The sequence below is a fragment of the Bacillus sp. Root131 genome, from assembly GCF_001429475.1.
Taxonomy (GTDB): Bacteria; Bacillota; Bacilli; order Bacillales; family Bacillaceae_G; genus Bacillus_A; species Bacillus_A thuringiensis_S.
Genome location: NZ_LMJQ01000023.1, coordinates 147,750 through 166,943 on the forward strand (window position 1 = coordinate 147,750; position 19,194 = coordinate 166,943).

Here is a 19,194-nt window from a genome sequence, read left to right on the forward strand (position 1 = left end):
TAAATGGCGAAACGAACGGTTAAATACTATAATGATAGATTACAAGGCTCTATGAACGAAGCAGACTGTGATAATTTAGAGCATATTTTAAAAATGAAAGAAGTAAACGGAAGTATTGACTCATTGAAACATACAATCTATGCTTTATCCGATGAAGAAGTGGCAAGAATACAACGAGAAAAGAAAGTAGACCCATCTATTTCAAAGGAGAAAGGTACACTAGCGGATAATCAAACACTAGGAACAGCTTACATGTACTATTCAGGCGACTGTATTATTGGAGATAGTGTAGGTTTAGGGAAAACTGTACAGGTATCAGCCCTTATTAACTTAAAGAGAAAACAAAACCATGATAACGGATTACCTTTCCGCTATTTATTCTTAACGGAGAAAACACTAGTAGAACAGGCGGTAAGAGAGTTAACTCGTTTTACAAGACAGTATGTACATGAGTTAACTGGGGAAAAGAAAGAGAACGTAAAATGGCGTGAAGAAATGTGGGACGGGCATAAAGGTGGTATTGTTGCTCCACACTCTTTACTAAAACAGCAAGTCTTTCATTCATGGTTAGACGATATGTTAGACGAGTATGGTTTAGCAGAAGGAAGCTATTATTTTGATTATCTATTTATAGATGAATCGAGTTTACTAGGTAGTACAAGCACACAACTCTATAAGTATGCAGAACTATTAAGAAGGTATGCAAAACATGTTATCTTAATGAATGCAACACCATTCGAAAGTAATTTAGATACATTCTATGGTCAATTAAACTTCTTAGACCCAAATTTAATGCCAGCTAAGACTACATTCAAGAAGATATACTACGTATTAGAGTATGGACATGGTCAGAAGAAGTGGGGTGTTCACAATGGTAAATATAAGAACGCACACGTATTTAGGCATCAAGTGGGGTATTTCTATTTCTATCAAACTCGTAAACAGTTAGGTGCAGAAATGAAGAATACAACCTATGAGATTATAACAAGAGAAATGACAAAGGAACAAACAGAGTTAATGAAGCTAACTGATATGTACGGTTATGTATATGATTGTCCTACGTATTTAGACTCTGATATCCCATTCGATGAAGAGAATGTACCGAAGTTAGACATGTTAGAAGAATTACTAGAAAACAAAATCAAGGTAGGAGAACAGGTATTAATCTTCTGTCACTATAAAGAATCACAAAGAAGATTACAAGATTGGTTTGAGAACCGTGGATATGATACTGAAATTTTAAATGGCGATATTACAAACCGAGAAGAACGAAACGGAATTGTAAACGCCTTTAAAGAGAAAGAATATGAAGTATTAATAACTTCAGTTCAGAAAGGGTTAAACTTTGGAGACGTACCACATTTAATCTTCTATTCATTTAGTACAAACCCAAACAAAATGATTCAGATGGAAGGTCGTATTACTCGTTCATTCCATATTGAAAATAAAAACTTCTATCTACTAGCACATGAAGGTAGAGAGTTAAACAAACTGAAGAAAGATGTTAAGAAGACCTTACAGTCAAGTCGTGACTTCTCTAGTGACGATTTAAGTGCAGTAGTTGAAATGTTACTAAACCTTATGGATTAAGTCTATAGGGTTTGGTAATGAAACTCTATTTGACAAATTGCTTAACTTATGTTATAATAAAGGTATAAAATTTAAAGGTAGGGGCTAAAAGTGGATGAATTAAGAGTGAATGAGAAATCAAGAGGGGCTAAATACAGTAACGTTGCTAGGGAAAAGACGGTCACACTGTTATTTAAAGATGAACCTGTAACATTTTTAAGAGACGAGTACAATAAGAAACTAACTAAATTTATAACAAGATTTGAGAAGCATGATGGGGTAAAGTCAATTCGTTGTCACTTCTCTAAAACGTCAGAAAGTATATATGTAATGGTACAGTACGAAAACAGAAGTGGTTACTTGCTATTTACAATTAAAAACCATAAAGATTATCGAGTATCTAGTGTTAAGATATTCACAACTACAAAGTTCTATGATATGGCTCATTTAGGTAGAGCAGTTGGAATGTACATACAAGAAGCTAAAACAAGTGAAACTTTACTATTTAACTTCAAGTTTGGAACATTCTTAGGGTTAAACACCATTTATAAGTTAGCAAATAAGGGGTATCAGATTACAACTCACCCTTTAAACTATGAACTGGATTTATCAAGAGATATCTATATTTCATCTAAGGTAAACATTACAGATAGTACATTAATTACAGATGAAGTATTCTTAAAAAGAATCAAGAAACTAGTACATTGCGGACTAATTAGAGCCTTCAAAGTAAACGAAGGGGTAGTACGATTCTACGTTTCGATTTTCGGTAGTGAATTATACAAGCAAAACTCTGAAAAGTATAAACAACAATTAGAATCAACAAACTTAGCAGGTATTGATGGATTATTAGAAAATACAGTAGGTGTATCTAAGAGAACATCTTCTACCGCAAAGCATCATAAAAAGAAACCGCACACAAAAGGTTCTTACAAAGGTAAACAGCAATATAAAAAGAAACCGTATCAAGGAAAGTCAGATGGTACTCAAAAACCAAGCAAACCTCATTATAAGAAGGATGATAATCGGAAATGAGCAGTACAGAAGCAATAATTTCAGCAATTGTAATAGCAGTAGTGGTAGACTGGGTAAGTGATTCAATGGGTTGGAGTTTGAAATGGAAAAGACTTGCTATCAGTAGTATTATAACCGCTACAATAATAAGTGCAACAATTAAACTGTATATCTGAATGGGTAAAGGATATACAAACAAAAGAGGTGAATCTATGTGCCAACAATGTTAATTTATGCGTATACGTTATCAGTTCTCATTTTCGTATACATGTTATGGACGAAGATGGAGACTACAAAGTTTAAGAAGGTATTCTTAACAGGGGTAATTAGTGCTTCTTTATATGCATTAAACTATTTCGGGTTATTCTATAGCTAAGGGTTAAGCTATAGGCGAGTAAGCGTAAAAAGAAACTATGGAGAGTATAGGAGTGTTTATCATGAAAGCAGAATACACAGTACACATTTTAAAACTGGGTTTAGGGTTCATGCTTGCAACATCTATCATAATCGGTTTAGTGAAGAACTTTAGTGTAAGTCCAGTAGAAGTTATTGCATTATTCGTTCTGATTCTAGTTACACCAAAAACTAACTTAGCTTGGAAAGACCTTGTAGCTGTTTGGAATGGTAGAAAATAATATGGGAAAAATGACACCGCCAATTGGTATAACAGGGTATACGAAGCCTGTTACAAGAAAGTTAATGAGACAGTTAGTAGAAGAGAACAGATTTCATTTTATTACAGGTTATTCTCCAATCATATACAAACCGGAATTAGGGACATATGTTTGTCATATGGATGAGAGATATGATAATAAAACAGTAGAAGAGTTATGGGAGTTGTTAAGGGGTAGTAAGGGAGGAAGAAAGTTATGCTATCAGGATTAAAACGGTTATTCAAACCAAATAAACAAGCGATGAAAGAGAAAGATATCATTATAAATATTAAGGTTATGCAAAAAGATAGAAAGAAACTAGAAACTGAAAGAGCATTAAAGATTGATGAAATGTGCGAAACAGTAAAAGGTTTATCAAAAGAAAACAAAGATGTAGTAAGTACAAAACTAACAAATGATATTATGGAAATCAATGCACAAATTGACCCTAAAATTGAAGAATGTAACTTGTATATTCAAGAGCAGTTAGATAAAGCAATATACCTAAAACTAGATGTAGAATATATTAAAGAAATGGTAAGCTAACTAGATGGGTTTTCTAACAGACTTTATTATTTTATCAGTAGTACCAAGTATAGCGTTATTGTTAACAAAGAAGTTTCCAATGAAACTAAGAATTGTATCAGTTATCATATGGGTTATCATTGTATGTATACTATTAAACACAGAAGCATATAAAGTAGACGGATGCTTAAAAGGTTGTAAATAAGAGAGGGTAATTAAATGAGTACGGAACTTCAATCTATGCAATTAATAGAGAAAATAGTAGAACATAAGGTTAAACTTCTATTACTTAGAGCAGAAGAACAAAAGCTAGTTGAGTTTGAAGAAAATCATTTACGTGTAAACGGATTACAGTTACATATACCAAGTGTCGTAGCACATACAGAGAAAACATTAGAAATTAGAAAAGAATATGCAAACAGAATAAAAGCAGTAGGAAAACAGAATGAAAAAGTAATGACTCTATTAAATGCCATGTACCCAAACAAGGAAGAATTGGAGAGAACACTTAATAGTGAAACAGTAAAAGCGTATCAATCAGGAAAGTATTCCATATAAAAGGGGTAGGAAGTTATGTTAAACTTTACAAAAGCAGTAGTAAAGCATATGCAGAAGTATATGAATGAGTTAAAGGACTTGAATGCAGAGGAAGAACGAGTAGTTACAGATTTAAAATTCGTAATGGAAACAAGAAAGAAAGTAAACGATATTTTAGGTATTTTTGAAGCAGAGGAAGAGTTATTAAACAAGAGAGTACATTTTAATAAACAAAAGAAACTAGTATGGTCAAAATTATTAGCGGTGGTAGAGTTTGCAAGTGAATTAGATGCAGAGGAAGAAATGAAACAAATGATTGAAACGATTATGAAAGGTAGAGGGATATGACAAATAAGGAAAGTATCATAAACGCCTTAGTAAGATGTCATAATGCAATCGTCCAGTTAAAGGAACTAGAAGAGTTAAGAAAAGAAGCGGTAGAGATTGATTCTACTAATTTAAACTTAGATTATATCATGAAGAAGCATAATGAAACAGTACGAGTTCAAGAAATGTATAATAGAAACATTGAAAAAGAGTATGCTAGTTATCAAGCTATATTAAAACTAGCAGAAGAGTTAGGGTATAGTGAGAAAGAGTTAAAACATAAAAGTAAGTTAAGAGTAGAAGAAATAATCAAGTCAGCGGAGAAAGAAGCATAAGTTAAAATAGAAACGAGGGGTAATTGTGGTTGTTAATTTAGATTTTGCTTTAGAGGGGGATAAAGTTGTACACATTAAAGACAGACTATCTAGAGATATGACTTACAAATGCCCTTTTTGTGGAGACGAAGTAGGTTACAGGAAGGGTAGTGAAAGAGAGCATTGTTTTTACCATAAAAATCTGGAAACTTGTAACCCTACTAAAGAAACATTACTTCATTATGATTCAAAACATTACCTTTCTAATTTTATTAATAATACGGATTATAGAGTAATAGGTAAAGACTTGTATTTTACAGTAAATTGGTCTTTACTAGATGCAGACTATTATAAGATTTTAAAGAATTTAGGAATGACAATGTATTCTATATCTTTGAAGGAACTTTTAAGTTATTACTCAACTTTCTACTCCGAAGTAGAGAAGACTGTTTCTACTTTTAAAGCTGATGTTTGTGTTGTAAATAAGACTTATAGTACAAACCCTCTAGTATTTGAGATATTCGTAACACATAAAAATGAGGAAGAAAAAGTAAAATATTTAAAAGACAGTAATATACCTTATTTAGAGTTAAAACCAACAAGAACAAGTGAAGGTTTTATTTATGAAGTAGTAGATTTTAATTTAGAAGACTTTTTAGAATATAAATATAGTACGTTGAGAGAATCTATATTGAATTTAGTATATAAAGACCAAAAAGAAGAATTAAAGAGTAAAGTATCAGAAGAAGTAAGAGTTACAATAAAAGAAGAACTTGAAAAAGATATTAAAAATGAATTTTTAATGGAAGCTAGAAAAGATATTTCAAATATAAACCTAAGAGATTTCATAAAGAAATCTTTGTATAAAGAAATGAATAGTATAGATTGTCTAAATAGTAAAGTTAAAAACAGACCTTTAAAGAGAAGAGAAAGATATTATAATTTCGAAACTAAGATTCACAAAGGTAATAAGATACTAATAGCCAACATGGGAAATTATTATGTAACTGACCCTTTAAATATGCTGAGTAGTTTAATTAATCAACTATCGAACCACTATGATATTGAGATTCTTATTGCAGACATACCTAATTATAACAGAACTTCAAATAGGGAAGAGGTAATAGGTTTTAATTTAATGTTACCTAACGAAAAATCAACAGGAATACAGTTGAAAAGTATTATGTTATCTTCATTAGATTACTTATTTTCAAATCCTGAACTACAAACTACAAAGCTAACTATATATGGTATAGACTCCAAAGGTAAATGGGTGAAAACAACGAGAGTTAAAAGGGACAAGATAAGTAGTGTAATAGAAGCTTATAAGAACGCAGGTATGGGATACCGAAGTCATAAAATAGAAGAATTACCGTATTAGGAGGGGTAGAACAGTGTCAGAAGTACACAAATGTAATAACGGTCAAAAGTTTGATAAACAATTAAGAAAATTAGTTCCATGTGAAATATGTAAAAGAGAACGTAAAAATGAAGTACGTGATGGGATTGTAAATCAACAAACTGGCAATCGTGAATCGCTATCTATTCATTTAGGAATTGACCAAAGATACGTTTCAGATATGTATAGTCAAGAAGCGATTATTGGTACGACAGACTTATACTACCTTGAAGACAACTCTGTATATGAGTTTAATGCAGTAGTAGAAGCGTTAATGGCTGGTCTAACTGGTGGTCAACTACCTGAGACTTCATTTGTTATGTATGCAGGTCGTCATGCTGAATTACAGAAACTAGCTTATTGTTTCTTAGCATCAGCTTACAAAGGGTTATTAACGGTAGGTAGAGTGCTAACAGCTAGAGAGATTCGAGTAAACAAATACAAAGAAGATTTTGATGAGTATTACAAGAAAGACATTATTGTAGTAATTATGACAGATGATGCAGATAGTGTAACTTTCGGTGAAGTACAAGGGTTTATGCAAGAGCGTTCATTAAACAATAAACCTACAATCGTATTATTAAGTAATCGTAGAAACTTTACATTAACAATCGGTAGACTTTGTAGTCTGAGCGAAGCAAGATATGATTTAGGGGTATTTATCGGTGTAAACTATAAGCAAGGTTTAGATATGTCAGAAGAAACTATCAAAATTGCTACAAAAGCCTTTAAAGTATCAAATGAAACTTTAGGTACAAATCAGAAGTTAGAAGATATTATGAGAATACCGAATGAGAATCTAAAGACTACGGATGCTGAAATGCAGTCATTTGATATGGATAAATTCACAAAAGGAAACCTAAACTTCAATGGTAAAGGAAGTTAAATATGTTAAACTTTGTAGTATCTCATATGGTTACAATTTCTTGGATAATTAGCTTTTATTTCTTTATTGATTCTATCATTCAGTTAAACAATAAAGAAAAGAGGAAAGAAGAAGAATTTAACAAAATGGTAGGTAAGAAACACAAAGACCTATTTACAGACTTTGCACTTAAATTTGTTATCGTATTCTCGATAGGGTTGTATGGTGTTTATACAAACACGTTTGAAACAGCAATTCAATCTTTATTAAACTTTAAATTACACTTGGAGGGGTAGTCATGGGAAACTTAATAAACAGTTTCCTATTTTCTTTTGTCTTTTTAGTTGTTGCATCCTATAGCATGTTTTCAATGAGAGACATAAAGACAATGGATAAAGAACATTTTAAATTACCATCAGAACAGAAAGAAGGTTTATAATGGAATTTGTATACATACTAAACTCCATATTCGTTGTGATTGTATGGATTATTACAATTAAAACTTGTATTTCTTTCCTACAGACATTATCTTTTAATAAGAAAGTAATGGATAAAGAACAAGGGTATGATGATAAAGAATTATTAAATATAGAAAACAGTCAGAATAAAGTAAAGAACCAATTAATATTTTTCCTTGTTATTAATGCTTTATATGTAACTACAGATGGATTTGCTTATACTGTACATGCATTACGTAATTTAATTTAAATAATTATCTAAACTGTATTTATAAGTTAAACTTTGTATAAAAATATACAGACAGAAAAATAATTTTGTGTTTAGTATTGATTTATACAGTGAGATATGGTATACTATGTATATAGTAAGATACTATATTGGAGGTTTTAATCATGAGTACAAATAAAACAGTTACATTAGGTGAGTTAAAGCAAGGTGTTTGGAATGCAGTAAGGGGAGACATGGAAATAGAAGCAAACTTCATTCTAGTTAAACCGGAAGCTGATAAGGTAACTTTCACATACATGGGTGAGTATGATGATACAAATACCGCTTTAGAGTATGAAAGAGTAGCATATGTTGTACATGAAGAAATCTTTATGTTTGATGAAAACCTTGCAGGATTAACATTACAATCAATGAGTGTTAATAAACTGGTTGATATAGTTGAAAGTCACCCAACAACTATTTTATTTGACATATTTATTACAGGAACAAATAAAGATATTTATCCAAACTTAGATGAATTAGAAAAATTAGCATATAAAACTGATGTTTCGGAAGAGTTAGAAGGATTCCGTTTAGAAGATGGAACACCTGTAACACCAATGAAATAAGCCATAAACAAACTCCACTAGTAAATAAGTGGGGTTTGTTTTATATAAACTGGAGGGAATATGATGTTAGGATTAGAATACGTTTTATTTATTAAAGGTTTAAGTGGAACTGAGATAGCAAAGAATATAGGGGTATCAAGTCAAATGGTGAATCACTGGGTACAAGCTCGTAGACCTATGGATTCTGAAAGATTAGCTTATTTCGAGGGATTACTAGAAGTACCTTCAACTTACTTAAACAAAGAAATAGACTCAAAAGATAGATTAGAAATTGATATTATTATTTGTAAAACAGAAGGTGTTTCAATTGAAAGTGATGTAGTAAATAAAACAATAGAACTAGAAACGATGAGAGAAAACTATGCAAAACTACTTAATAAGTATAATGAGTCTTTAGTAGATAAGAAAGAATTCAAAGAGAAAATCATTGCAATGATACAAAATATGTAGTAACTTATTTGACAAATGGAGAACTATATGATATAATAAGTATATAAGTTAAATAATAGAGAAAAGGGAGAGGTTATTATGAATATCGTTCAATTATTAACAGGTAAAAACGTAAAGGGTTTATATAAAATTACACATTCAATTAGTGAGTCATGGATTGGAGCAGTAGTAAACGTACAAGAGGATACAGACATAAATGAAGGTAATTATCGTTACATTATTGTTAAGGGTGTAGAAGACCAAACAATAAACCACGTAGTAAACAATGCATTACCTTTAGTCGGTGCAGTAACTACAGCTGAGTTCGAAAAGGTAGGTAAATAATATGAAACCTGTATCTATTGTAGATATCATACAAAACGGTAAGAAAGATGAAAAGTACCGTATTGTTAACTCATCGGCAGATAACTGGGTAGATGTACAAGTAACAGTAAAAGAACAGATAAAGCATAATGAAGAACCTACAAAATCTGTTTATATAACAGATTTATCACAAGATAATGTAGGAGAATACTACTTAAACTGTCCAGTACCTTTAATAGATGCAATTATTTCAGCAGAATTTATAAAAGAAGAGAACGAAAACTAAAGAAAAGAAGGGGTAGATAACTCCTTCTTTTCTTTATAAACAGGAGGTATTTATGAACCTATTAGAGTTACTATCAGAAGAAAGTACAGAAGGAACATATGAAATCACACAAACACCTAGCGAACTTTGGTTGGGAACTGTTGTAACTTTAAACATTCGTACATACAAGAAAATAAGTAATTGTCGTGCTATAAAGTTGTTTCTGTAAAAGATAAAAGACTAAAGAGTTATATTGATAAACCACTACCGATTATAGGTTCAATTACGGTAGCAGAATTTACAAAGAAAGATTAATAAAATATAAGGAGAGACTGAAAATGGAATGTCCATATTGTAAAGGGAGTTTAGACTATAATACTACATGGTATACAGGATTGTACGGTAGAGAAGACTATCAAGAAAGAGGTATTGAATATAAATGTCCAAACTGGCAAGGTTTTAATGATGAAAAAGAAAGACAAGCTTATATAGAAAGAAACAATATAGTAGTTGGTAAAGACCAAGAATTTGAAACAGTTGAAGATGTTATTTGTAAGAGTCATGAAGAATGTAACGGAGATTTCTATACAGACGGAAGCGAAGAACTTATAGAAGGAAATCCATGTTAGGGGTAGGAAACAGATGAAATTAAAAGCAGTAGTAATAGAAGTAGAAGAAGAAACATTAGATGTAAATAAAACTGTAGTATATTTAGAGCCAAACACACATGATAATATAAGTAAAGTAGGTATAGACCGATTAGGTTGGTTTGATAGTATAAAAGAAACTTCTGTACATAAAAATATTATCGCTTTAACAGAAGAGAATGGTACGTATACAAAGAAAACTTATTTTGCACCAAACTATCCAAAACCTACAGTTGGGTTTGTGTATGGAAAAGCTTTATTTGTAGGGGTAAACGAAGAAGGAGAGTATATCGCTTTAACAAACGAGCAAATATACTTAATAATGAATTACATACCTATTCTTACGAAAGGTGAAAACCTCCTATATCAAGGTTAAATAAAGTTTTCAAAGTATCAATAAAAGGCTATCTCAAACAAATCGAATATTTTTGAGTTTACTTTAAAGGTCTAGAGATAGTGAAATAGGCTAAGAAACAGATAGTTTTATAATAAGAAACAAAATAGTAGAAAAAGTAAGGAAGGTTGCTTATACACCTTCCTTTTCTTATATAAACAAATAGTTAAGAATAAAGAAACTAGTTTAATGTATCCTTGAGTTTATTTAAAATTTTAAGTAACTTTGCTATCTCACCATTGTCTACTCGTCTTCCTAATAACCGACAAAAATTTTATTACTTTTCTACCAAACTACTAAAATAAATCACAAATATATTTGACAAATAAAGAAACTTATGGTATAATAAATACATAAGGTTAAGGTAATACAAAAGAGAGAGAGGAAGTTGTAAAAATGAGTACAGATAATACATTGCAAGTGGCAGAAGGTAAAGCAAACGTGTTAAAGTTATATGTAACAGAAGATGTAGATTTAAAGTGGGAAGTTATTCAGTTAGAAACAAATGAAGAAGGTTTTATTGAGCATGAAACTATTGTAAAAGCAATAAACGGTGGAGAATATGTAGGCGGTATGTGTGCATTAGAAACTTCATCTTTATACTATGATGAGGAAGGTATTAATAACTTCGAAACATGGTTTGCTATTAAAACTCCATATGAATATACAGCAAAAGTCTACGGGGTAGGAATCTTTGTAGGACATGGTGTAGATGAAGAACCGATTGGTCTAACTGAGGAAGAAATAAAAGAAATGAGAGAGCGTTGTGAAATTCGGGGTTATGGAAGCAAACAGAATTAAGTAAGAGCAAGAATATAATTGGGGTAGTTGGGTTGCTATCCCTTTCTTGTCATAAAAACTGGAGGTGTATGTAATGAAACGATTCTTTACGGAATTTATTAGTGCAGAAACGCCAAACCAAGATGTATGTCAGGAAGTCGTAGAAGCTAAATCAAGAAATGAACTATTTAAGAGTATGAGAAAACGTAGTGATGTAGGTCTTCTATTACGTGTAGAAGATAGAGGGGAGGTAAACCCTAATGAGTCATGTAAGCACTAAGATTCCAAGAATAAAATCTGAAATTAAAGTGAAAGACCAGTATGTAGAAAATGAGATAAGGATTGTAGAACTGGACACAGATTATGATTTCTTAGAAGGTTTGTTTATAAATCTAGCTTGCTTTATTAGAAGTGATAAGATTAAGAAACTACGTGCTGATTTATTCAAGTTAAACGTAAACGGTTGTCTATTATCATTTAAAGAGGGGATACGTGCGTATGAGTTATTAAACATGTACGATAATAGATATGAAACAAGAGAAGGTACAACAATCGGTAATATACATGGAAAACATAATAGGAGGAAGTAAGATGGGAGTATCAATTTTAAAACAATTTCGAAACGATGAGAATCGAGTATTTAAACTGGAAATGATTTCTTCAAGTGCATTCAATGAAGACATCTATAAAGAAATGACAGACTGGGTTAACAGTGAGTTATTTGACAGATATAGTAGTCTTGAAATTGTAACTACAATTAATGGTGTTACTTTTGAAGTTAAACGAGGGGATACACCAGAGCAACTGAAATCTCGTCATGTAAAGAAAAGAGAATTAATCGAGTCAGTAGATAAAGCCCTTAGTTTAAGAGTAGGAGAACCGAAAGCAGTTGTTGTGTTAGAAGCAAAAGAAACACATTTCGTAGCAGACCCTAAGCCTTTCACACTCACAAACGAAGGGGTATTATCAAACGAAGAAATTTATCGTTTGATTGATTCAAAATATTTTGTACCGATTCCTTTTAGTGAGACAATTGATATGTTAGTAGACGAAGAAGGAATTCATACAAAGGAAACATATGTAGATGTTATCACACCTAGAGATACGATTCGTTTATATGGTAAAGTATTATTTGTAAACCGTACAAACGATGGAGATTATACACCGTTAACACAAAATCAAGAACATAAACTGATTGATATTGTTCGTGCAAAAGATTTTGGTAAGAACGTATATAAGAAGCAATCCTGTTAAGGGGTTGTTTCTTTCTATTTCAATGTAACTAGGAGGTTTTTATGAAGACTAAGAAAGAAATCGAAGAGGAAATCAAGTCATTTGAAAACACAATTAAAAACTATCGTAAAGCAGTAGCAAACGGAAAGTTTCCTAAGGAAGAACTACCAAACATCATACGAGAAAACCAAGCAGGTATTTCTGCACTCTTATGGGTGTTAGGAGAGAATGATAGGTTTGATTAAAGGGTAGGTGAAACATGGATAAATCAAAGAGACAGAAGATATTCAATATTATATGGATAATCTGTTATATTGGACTCACAATACAAGGTGTAATGTGGGTAATTACTTTATATAACCAATAGGAGGAATAAAGCATGAAAAACCCTATCATATTAACTTATAAGAGACATAATACGCAAGTACATGAAGAAACGGTAAATATGAGTATACATGCTACGGAAAGTATGTTAAAAACAATTAAGCGTGAAGGATGTAAAGGTACAATCTATTTAGCAAACATAAAAGGTCAGCTTTGGGATTCTGTAGATGTGAAGCAAGTAAATGAGTTAGGTACAGTTATTTTCGAAGAATCAAACTGGGTAACAGCAGGTAATTACATAACAGACTCAATTAAAGATAAGGTGACAATAGAGGACTTACAAAACTATGTAGCAGATTTTAAAAGAGTGAATTGTTATGAAGATGAGTCAGTAGAAAAGAGGATGAACCATTTATTTAAGCAGACTGATAGGTTAGCAGATGCAATCGCACAAGAGAATAAGGAACAAGTAAGTAAAGACTTATATTATGCGATGTGGAATCTAATGGATATTGCAAACAAGCTAGGTGTTGATATAAACGGAGAGTGTAAAAAGAGAATGGAAGAGAAATATGAATAGGGGTAGTTGAGTTGAAACAAAGATGGCGTAAAACAAAGAATACAAAGAGTTGGTTATGTGATTTCTGTCAAAACCTTACCTTAGTAGAAAAAGACTATAAGCCTGAGACATGTTGTGATGGTTACATGTGTGGTTGTTACGGAATGGTAAACAATCCAGTGTTATGTAAGAAGTGTGAAAACCGTATGAATCTAAATGCAAAACTAAGAAGTAGAAAACTATCAAAACGTGAATTACACAACGTAAAAATAGATGTGTATCTACCATAAAGGGGTAGTCGATGTATATTTATAAAGGAACGAAATGGGAGAGATTCAAACATAGATGTAAAAAGATAGGAAAAGGTTTCTTACATGTTTTAGATTATATTATATCAGACATATTAGTCGATTTACTCTTTAAAGGATTCTTTAGACTGATAGGTTGGTTCTTCAAAGGTATATTAAAAGCATTAAAACATTTAATAGAGCATATATTTGATTAAAGGAGGGGTAGTTATGGAAGTAAGACGTATCAATTCAAAAGACAAACAAGGTATTATTGTTATGGGTACAGGAGTAAGGAGACTGAATTTAGATTTAATGAGAGAGCAAATCAAGATAATGAAACAAGATGAAGAAGCAATAACAATTAAGAATGGTTATTTACATCATAATTTACCTAAAGCATACAAAAGAAAATAGGCATAAACAACATAACTTCCTTAGAGTAACCTCTTAGGAAGTTTGTTTCTTTAAAAGATACTGTAACTATGGAAGAAAATGCTAAGACTAGTAAAATAAGTATTGATTTTTGGCGTAACTTATGGTATAATATTAGTATAAGGTTGAAAGAGTAAGTCTGTTAAAATTTTTCGAGGTTAAATGGGTTAACGTTAAATTTTAGTCAGACGGAATTATATAGAATGTAGAAATTTTAAGGAGTGATTCTTTTGTCACAAAACTACGGTAATAATAGTATAGACAGTTTAGAGGGTGCGGAACGTGTACGTAGACGTCCTGCGGCGGTATTAGGTTCTAGTGGTATTGAGGGTGCTAGACATGGTGTAACTGAAATTGTAGGTAACTCTGTAGATGAAGGAACAGCAGGGTTCGGCTCAAAACTAGATATTAATTACTTCAAAGATGGAAGTATCTCTATTAGAGACTATGGTCGTGGAGTACCAATGGGGTATAACGAAAACAAAGGAATTTCAAACTGGTTCTTAGTTTTCAATGAAATGTATGCAGGTGGTAAATATAAAGATTACCAAGAAGAACTAAGAGCAATTAAAGACTGGTCTACATTTAATCCAACTGATTATAACTACTTGTTCTCAATTGGTCTAAACGGACTTGGTGCGGCATCAACCCAGTATACGAGTGAGTTCTTTGAAGCAATCTCTATTACAGACGGTATTGCAACTAAAATGGAATTCCGTGGTGGATATCCTATTTTAAAAGATGCAAACGGTAATGAAGTACATGCAATCATTGGTGAAGAGAGACTATTAGAAGAACATGGTATCGTATTAAAAGAATACGTAGCAGAAACTTATGAAACAGAAGAGGAAAACGGTACATACATTCACTGGAAACCAGATATTAGAGTATTCTCTGATGTTGATATCACACTTGGTTGGATTAAAGACGTATGTGAGTCTGTAGCATATATTAGTGGTTTAGATGTAAACCTATATGATGAAGCAACAGATACAATGCATGAATATCAAAGTGGTACAATCAGTGATTTAAACTTAATTTTAAATGAGAAAAACTTAGTAAATGAGGATTCTCCTTCTGTATATGAAGACAATGATATTACACATGGTAATGTAAAACAAAATAATGAAAACTTCATTTATGTATTTAAAGCTGATGTATCTGTAGTAAGAACAAGAGAAAAAGGTAAAACTGTATGTTTCCACAATGCAATTAAAATGAAGGGTGGAGCGCAATATCGTGCAGTTGATTCAGCAGTAGCAGACTTTGTAATCGGCTTAGGAAACACAAAAGGTGTAAAAGTAGTCGAGCGTGATTTCGAAGGAAAATTAGGGGTAGTCGTTAAGAGTTATTCAAACGTTGCTTCTTATAAAGGTCAAACGAAAGACGAAGTAGATGATAACTTTATCTACCGTGATTTAAAAACTATCATTTACAGACTTATTAATACAGAATACCATAAAGGTAATAAAGACATCATTGAGTTTGTTGATAAGGTACTTGAAGAAGCTGAACTACGTATCACTTTACAAGAACAAGCTAAAATGTTACGTGAAGTTAAGAAAACAAGTCGTACTCGTAAACTACCTGAGAAGTTTTTACCTTCAAAACTATTTAAAGAAAAAATAGTAAAGAAGTCGGAACTATGGATTGTAGAGGGTGACTCGGCTAAAACTTCTGTTAAGAATGCACGAGACCCTCTATTCCAAGCGATTTACGCTGTTAGGGGTAAAGTAACAAACGCCCTAAAAGCTTCATTTAAGAAGTTAATGGAGTCAGAAGAGATTCGAGACATCTTTTCACTATTAGGAACTGGTATGGATGTAGAACTGTTAGATGATAATGAGTTCGATATTGATGCTTGTCGTTTTGAGAAAATTATTATCGGAACGGATGCCGATGAAGATGGATATCAAATTCGTGTGTTATTATTCGTAGTCTTTTGGGTTCTTGCACCTGAGATTATCAAACGTGGTATGCTTTATATTGGAGAAACACCAAAATTCGGTATTAAACTATCAAATGGTGAAATGGTATATGCTATCAATGAAGTTGATAAAGCAGAACGAGAAAAGGAATATGCAGGTCAGATTGTAAAAGTAGAGCGATATAAAGGTTTAGGTGAAGTAAACGCTGATGTATTAGGGTTCACTACACTAGCCCCTGAAACTCGTAATTTAATTCAGATTAAATTAGACCCTGCTGACCACATTTTATCCGAGTTTGTTGAAACATTATTCGGTAAAGACCCGTATAAAAAGCGTAAAGAAACAATGTTACGTGTATTGGGTAGTGATGCAATGGATATGTTTAATGATACAGACGAAAAAGAAGAATTTAGCATTGTAGATGTTTTAGATGCAGACGATGTAGAAGAGGAAAACGAATTGGAAGTCATTTAAGACTTCCTTTTCTTTTTATATAAATCATAAGAGACGAAATAAAATAATCGTAACTTAAATATAATAGTATGATTGTTTGAAAAACTTATGTAACTTGGTTGACAAATGGGTTGTTTTATGGTATAATAGTAGTATAAATAAGAGCAGAAGTTTGTTTTCAAGCTAAAAGAGGGGTAGGTAATCTCTCAAACGGTTACATATAGAAACTTGGAGTATAGAAAAAGAAAAGGAAACTAGAGTAAGAGTCTAGTAGTAAACAAGATTGGAGTTGTTGTAAGTGGTAAAGGAATTACATGATGCTGAAAACTTCACATTAGAAGAGAAAGACATTGATAGTTTAACAGAAGAGGATTTATTTAAACTGTTACACTTGGAAAATACAAAAGGTTCAGACGTGCATAATTCGGGTTTTCAGTACCTAGTTAGAGGTTACATTGATTATGCACGAGAAGTATTAACAAACCGTGCTTTAGAGGATATTCGAGACGGTTTAAAACCAGTACAACGCTATGCATTATATTGGATGTTTAAAGAGAAAGCCAAAGACATGATTAAGTCAGAACAAGTCGGAGCAGGGGTACTAAAGTATCACCCTCATAATGCAGACTCGGCTTATGAATCTCTAACAAAAATGGTAGAATCAAACGGTACATTTTACGTTCCACTTTTAATTGGTAAAGGTGAACTAGGTAAAAAGTTCTCGAACGGTAGTCCAGCCGCATCACGTTATACGTCAGTTAAGTTCCATGAAAACGCAAAAGAAATGTTTACCGCAATGGACGGAATTGATATGGTATGGAACTTTGATGATACAGAACGTGTTCCTGAGGTGTTACCTGCATCTGTACCTTACATCTTAATGAAGTATGCAGACGGTATCGCAGTTGGTTTCTCTACGAAATCACCATCATTCTTACCACAAGATGTAACAAACCTAGTACGTGAGTACATTAGAGACGGTAAATGTTCTACTATGATTGTACCAGACTTCTCAACTGGTGGCTTCATTTCTTATACAGAGAAAGAGTTAGAAAAGTTAATGAAAACTGGTAAAGGTAGTTTCATGACTCGTGGTAAAGTATTTATAGACGGTAAAAACATCGTAGTTACAGAAGTACCACAAGGGGTAACAGTCGAAAAGATTATGAAAGAAATTGAAAAGGCTGAGATTCAAGGTATTACACCAAACGGCTATAGTGATTTAACAGGTAAAGATGGTTGTTACTTTGAAATCACTTGTCGTGCGAAAAACCGTGTACAAGAAGTATTAATGGAGTTATACACAAAGACTTCATTACAAAAGAAATTCAACTCAAACCTGTTAGCAGTAGAAAGCAAAAAACTAGTTATCACAGGGGTATGGGGTATTATAGACCGTTGGGTAAAATGGCGTAGAAAAGTTTTAACTCGTCAAACTCGATTAGATTTAGCTAAGTTAGTAGAAAGTGCAAAATACACAAAAGGTTTCATCGACTTACTAGCAATTGAAGGTGCTAGAGACGAGATTGTAGAACTTACTACTAAGAAATCAGACAATGATGCTATCAAGCGTATTCAAGAGTACATTCAATGTGAACGTGATGTTGCGGAATGGATTATCAAACGTAGATTAAACCAATTCCGAAATGATAATAAGTATATTAATCAATATGCAAACTATCAGATTGAAATTGCTAAACTAGAAAAGTACCTAGAAAACATTGATACGTTAATTCTAGAAGATATGGATAGATTTGATTTATTAGTATCTAAGAAACACGAACGTAGAACTGAAATTACAAACAAGGTATATGAAGTAGAAACAGTAAAAGAGGATGAAATTGAGATTCCTGTAAGTGAGTGTTACTACCAAATTAAAGATGGATTCTTACGTAAACTTCACGTTAAACCAACATCAGGTGAAGGAATCATCTTTGAGGGGTATACAAACTCTACTATCATTGCTTTATCTAGTGAAGGTGAAATCTTCCGTATTTACGGAAACGATATTAATTACCTAACAGGAAACGATATCGGAACTTACATTCCTACGTATTCCGGTTTAGCAAATGCTCAACATGTACAACTGATTTGGGCAACTGTATGTGATGAGAAGAAATATGTATTAACATATGAAGACGGATTTGTTGGATTCCTAGATACGGCTGAGTTCCTAGTAGGTGCAATTAAGTCTAAGTACTTACGAAACGGTATTTCAGCACATGCGGACAAGCTAACAGACGTGAGAGAGTACCAAGAAGATTCTGTTATCGTAGTAGAAACTCACGACAAGTTATATGCTTGCGCTCATCTAGACAGCATTAAAATGAAGTCTAGAACAGCAAGAACTCGTGTATGGTATACGGATAACCTATATGATTCAGCAATTATTCCAATGAATGAAATTTCAAAACGTGTTCCGAATTACATGACCCTATTTAATAAGAAGCCAGTAATGTATAATGGTGAAATGAACCTATGGGGTGAAGTAAGGGTATACGAAGAAAATTCAGAGGAACTATTAGCAAGCAGTTAAGTGTACATGGTACAGATAAGATAAATGAATTTTACAGAACAAACAAGAAGAGACTGGATTGAAACGAGTCCAGTTTCTTCTATAAGTTAGAAAGGGGTATTG

General features: G+C 32.3%; 34 protein-coding genes. All 34 read left to right on the plus strand.

Translation table 11 applies throughout. The annotated features are described in order from the left end of the window. The first annotated feature begins 3 nt into the window (after positions 1–3). The 34 genes from ASE54_RS25200 to ASE54_RS25345 all read left to right on the plus strand — a co-directional run bounded on the left by ASE54_RS25200 (position 4) and on the right by ASE54_RS25345 (position 19,092). Positions 4–1,590: a DEAD/DEAH box helicase gene (locus ASE54_RS25200; protein ID WP_001129539.1), complete on the plus strand. Its 1,587-nt coding sequence runs from the start codon at positions 4–6 to the stop codon at positions 1,588–1,590. Between the two features lie 90 nt (positions 1,591–1,680). Then, positions 1,681–2,604 (plus strand): hypothetical protein, encoded by a 924-nt coding sequence (locus ASE54_RS25205; RefSeq protein ID WP_000343959.1) that lies wholly within the window; start codon positions 1,681–1,683, stop codon positions 2,602–2,604. After that, entirely contained in the window at positions 2,601–2,759 is a 159-nt protein-coding gene (locus ASE54_RS35945) for a hypothetical protein (protein ID WP_153578729.1), read from the plus strand. Before ASE54_RS25205 ends, ASE54_RS35945 begins: the two co-directional genes overlap by 4 nt. 38 nt (positions 2,760–2,797) lie before the next feature. Beyond that, the gene (locus ASE54_RS35950) at positions 2,798–2,959 is read left to right on the plus strand and encodes a hypothetical protein (RefSeq protein ID WP_001142743.1); all 162 of its coding nucleotides are present in this window, start codon (positions 2,798–2,800) and stop codon (positions 2,957–2,959) included. A gap of 61 nt (positions 2,960–3,020) precedes the next feature. Further along, positions 3,021–3,218 carry a hypothetical protein gene (locus tag ASE54_RS25210; protein WP_000642811.1) on the plus strand — a complete coding sequence of 66 codons (198 nt, stop codon included), beginning with the start codon at positions 3,021–3,023 and terminating at the stop codon, positions 3,216–3,218. A 1-nt stretch (position 3,219) separates the two neighbouring features. Continuing rightward, positions 3,220–3,468, plus strand: a complete 249-nt coding sequence (locus tag ASE54_RS25215) for a hypothetical protein (RefSeq protein ID WP_000517593.1) — start codon at positions 3,220–3,222, stop codon at positions 3,466–3,468. Beyond that, positions 3,453–3,782, plus strand: a complete 330-nt coding sequence (locus ASE54_RS25220; RefSeq protein WP_000948489.1) for a hypothetical protein — start codon at positions 3,453–3,455, stop codon at positions 3,780–3,782. Before ASE54_RS25215 ends, ASE54_RS25220 begins: the two co-directional genes overlap by 16 nt. Before the next feature lie 4 nt (positions 3,783–3,786). Next, positions 3,787–3,966 carry a hypothetical protein gene (locus tag ASE54_RS25225; protein WP_000506545.1) on the plus strand — a complete coding sequence of 60 codons (180 nt, stop codon included), beginning with the start codon at positions 3,787–3,789 and terminating at the stop codon, positions 3,964–3,966. Positions 3,967–3,980: 14 nt separating this feature from the next. Then, complete coding sequence (locus ASE54_RS25230) at positions 3,981–4,319, plus strand: hypothetical protein (protein ID WP_000102615.1); 339 nt, start codon at positions 3,981–3,983, stop codon at positions 4,317–4,319. A 15-nt stretch (positions 4,320–4,334) separates the two neighbouring features. Beyond that, the gene (locus ASE54_RS25235; RefSeq protein ID WP_000931678.1) at positions 4,335–4,646 is read left to right on the plus strand and encodes a hypothetical protein; all 312 of its coding nucleotides are present in this window, start codon (positions 4,335–4,337) and stop codon (positions 4,644–4,646) included. After that, positions 4,643–4,960, plus strand: a complete 318-nt coding sequence (locus tag ASE54_RS25240; protein ID WP_000182299.1) for a hypothetical protein — start codon at positions 4,643–4,645, stop codon at positions 4,958–4,960. The genes ASE54_RS25235 and ASE54_RS25240 overlap by 4 nt, the downstream gene beginning before the upstream one ends. 25 nt (positions 4,961–4,985) lie before the next feature. Next, positions 4,986–6,320 carry a hypothetical protein gene (locus ASE54_RS25245; protein WP_000261307.1) on the plus strand — a complete coding sequence of 445 codons (1,335 nt, stop codon included), beginning with the start codon at positions 4,986–4,988 and terminating at the stop codon, positions 6,318–6,320. A 13-nt stretch (positions 6,321–6,333) separates the two neighbouring features. After that, positions 6,334–7,224, plus strand: a complete 891-nt coding sequence (locus tag ASE54_RS25250) for a hypothetical protein (RefSeq protein ID WP_000005513.1) — start codon at positions 6,334–6,336, stop codon at positions 7,222–7,224. A gap of 2 nt (positions 7,225–7,226) precedes the next feature. Next, a complete protein-coding gene (locus ASE54_RS25255) occupies positions 7,227–7,499 on the plus strand; it encodes a hypothetical protein (RefSeq protein WP_000931679.1) in 273 nt (90 codons plus the stop codon). Positions 7,500–7,501: 2 nt separating this feature from the next. Further along, positions 7,502–7,642, plus strand: coding sequence for a hypothetical protein (locus tag ASE54_RS36540; RefSeq protein ID WP_000527331.1), 141 nt, complete (start codon positions 7,502–7,504; stop codon positions 7,640–7,642). Next, positions 7,642–7,911 carry a hypothetical protein gene (locus ASE54_RS25260; RefSeq protein WP_000397573.1) on the plus strand — a complete coding sequence of 90 codons (270 nt, stop codon included), beginning with the start codon at positions 7,642–7,644 and terminating at the stop codon, positions 7,909–7,911. The genes ASE54_RS36540 and ASE54_RS25260 overlap by 1 nt, the downstream gene beginning before the upstream one ends. A 143-nt stretch (positions 7,912–8,054) precedes the next feature. Then, the gene (locus ASE54_RS25265) at positions 8,055–8,498 is read left to right on the plus strand and encodes a hypothetical protein (protein WP_000106192.1); all 444 of its coding nucleotides are present in this window, start codon (positions 8,055–8,057) and stop codon (positions 8,496–8,498) included. Between the two features lie 63 nt (positions 8,499–8,561). Then, positions 8,562–8,948, plus strand: coding sequence for a helix-turn-helix transcriptional regulator (locus ASE54_RS25270; RefSeq protein ID WP_000901053.1), 387 nt, complete (start codon positions 8,562–8,564; stop codon positions 8,946–8,948). A gap of 78 nt (positions 8,949–9,026) precedes the next feature. Next, positions 9,027–9,272, plus strand: coding sequence for a hypothetical protein (locus ASE54_RS25275; RefSeq protein ID WP_001028509.1), 246 nt, complete (start codon positions 9,027–9,029; stop codon positions 9,270–9,272). Position 9,273: 1 nt separating this feature from the next. Continuing rightward, entirely contained in the window at positions 9,274–9,537 is a 264-nt protein-coding gene (locus tag ASE54_RS25280) for a hypothetical protein (protein WP_000805830.1), read from the plus strand. Between the two features lie 52 nt (positions 9,538–9,589). Continuing rightward, on the plus strand, positions 9,590–9,745 hold the full coding sequence (locus ASE54_RS35955) for a hypothetical protein (RefSeq protein ID WP_153578730.1): 156 nt from the start codon (positions 9,590–9,592) through the stop codon (positions 9,743–9,745). A 109-nt stretch (positions 9,746–9,854) separates the two neighbouring features. After that, positions 9,855–10,145, plus strand: coding sequence for a hypothetical protein (locus tag ASE54_RS25285; RefSeq protein WP_000389021.1), 291 nt, complete (start codon positions 9,855–9,857; stop codon positions 10,143–10,145). Between the two features lie 13 nt (positions 10,146–10,158). Next, a complete protein-coding gene (locus ASE54_RS25290) occupies positions 10,159–10,539 on the plus strand; it encodes a hypothetical protein (protein ID WP_000767940.1) in 381 nt (126 codons plus the stop codon). Positions 10,540–10,953: 414 nt separating this feature from the next. Beyond that, positions 10,954–11,358, plus strand: a complete 405-nt coding sequence (locus tag ASE54_RS25295; RefSeq protein ID WP_000102349.1) for a hypothetical protein — start codon at positions 10,954–10,956, stop codon at positions 11,356–11,358. Between the two features lie 73 nt (positions 11,359–11,431). Further along, positions 11,432–11,617 carry a hypothetical protein gene (locus tag ASE54_RS25300; protein ID WP_000819305.1) on the plus strand — a complete coding sequence of 62 codons (186 nt, stop codon included), beginning with the start codon at positions 11,432–11,434 and terminating at the stop codon, positions 11,615–11,617. Beyond that, positions 11,598–11,927 (plus strand): hypothetical protein, encoded by a 330-nt coding sequence (locus ASE54_RS25305; protein WP_000020071.1) that lies wholly within the window; start codon positions 11,598–11,600, stop codon positions 11,925–11,927. Before ASE54_RS25300 ends, ASE54_RS25305 begins: the two co-directional genes overlap by 20 nt. 1 nt (position 11,928) lies before the next feature. Continuing rightward, positions 11,929–12,591, plus strand: a complete 663-nt coding sequence (locus tag ASE54_RS25310) for a hypothetical protein (protein ID WP_000539144.1) — start codon at positions 11,929–11,931, stop codon at positions 12,589–12,591. A gap of 41 nt (positions 12,592–12,632) precedes the next feature. Further along, a complete protein-coding gene (locus ASE54_RS25315; protein WP_000850378.1) occupies positions 12,633–12,815 on the plus strand; it encodes a hypothetical protein in 183 nt (60 codons plus the stop codon). 134 nt (positions 12,816–12,949) lie between these two features. Next, the gene (locus tag ASE54_RS25320) at positions 12,950–13,474 is read left to right on the plus strand and encodes a MazG-like family protein (protein WP_000795331.1); all 525 of its coding nucleotides are present in this window, start codon (positions 12,950–12,952) and stop codon (positions 13,472–13,474) included. 11 nt (positions 13,475–13,485) lie between these two features. Beyond that, positions 13,486–13,743, plus strand: coding sequence for a hypothetical protein (locus tag ASE54_RS25325; RefSeq protein ID WP_000813774.1), 258 nt, complete (start codon positions 13,486–13,488; stop codon positions 13,741–13,743). Between the two features lie 11 nt (positions 13,744–13,754). Then, entirely contained in the window at positions 13,755–13,958 is a 204-nt protein-coding gene (locus tag ASE54_RS25330) for a hypothetical protein (protein WP_000276130.1), read from the plus strand. Between the two features lie 13 nt (positions 13,959–13,971). Next, positions 13,972–14,157, plus strand: coding sequence for a hypothetical protein (locus tag ASE54_RS25335; RefSeq protein ID WP_000453924.1), 186 nt, complete (start codon positions 13,972–13,974; stop codon positions 14,155–14,157). Between the two features lie 239 nt (positions 14,158–14,396). Then, the gene (locus tag ASE54_RS25340) at positions 14,397–16,577 is read left to right on the plus strand and encodes a toprim domain-containing protein (RefSeq protein WP_003254860.1); all 2,181 of its coding nucleotides are present in this window, start codon (positions 14,397–14,399) and stop codon (positions 16,575–16,577) included. A 277-nt stretch (positions 16,578–16,854) separates the two neighbouring features. After that, positions 16,855–19,092 (plus strand): DNA gyrase subunit A, encoded by a 2,238-nt coding sequence (locus tag ASE54_RS25345; RefSeq protein WP_003254858.1) that lies wholly within the window; start codon positions 16,855–16,857, stop codon positions 19,090–19,092. The last annotated feature ends 102 nt before the right edge of the window (positions 19,093–19,194 follow it).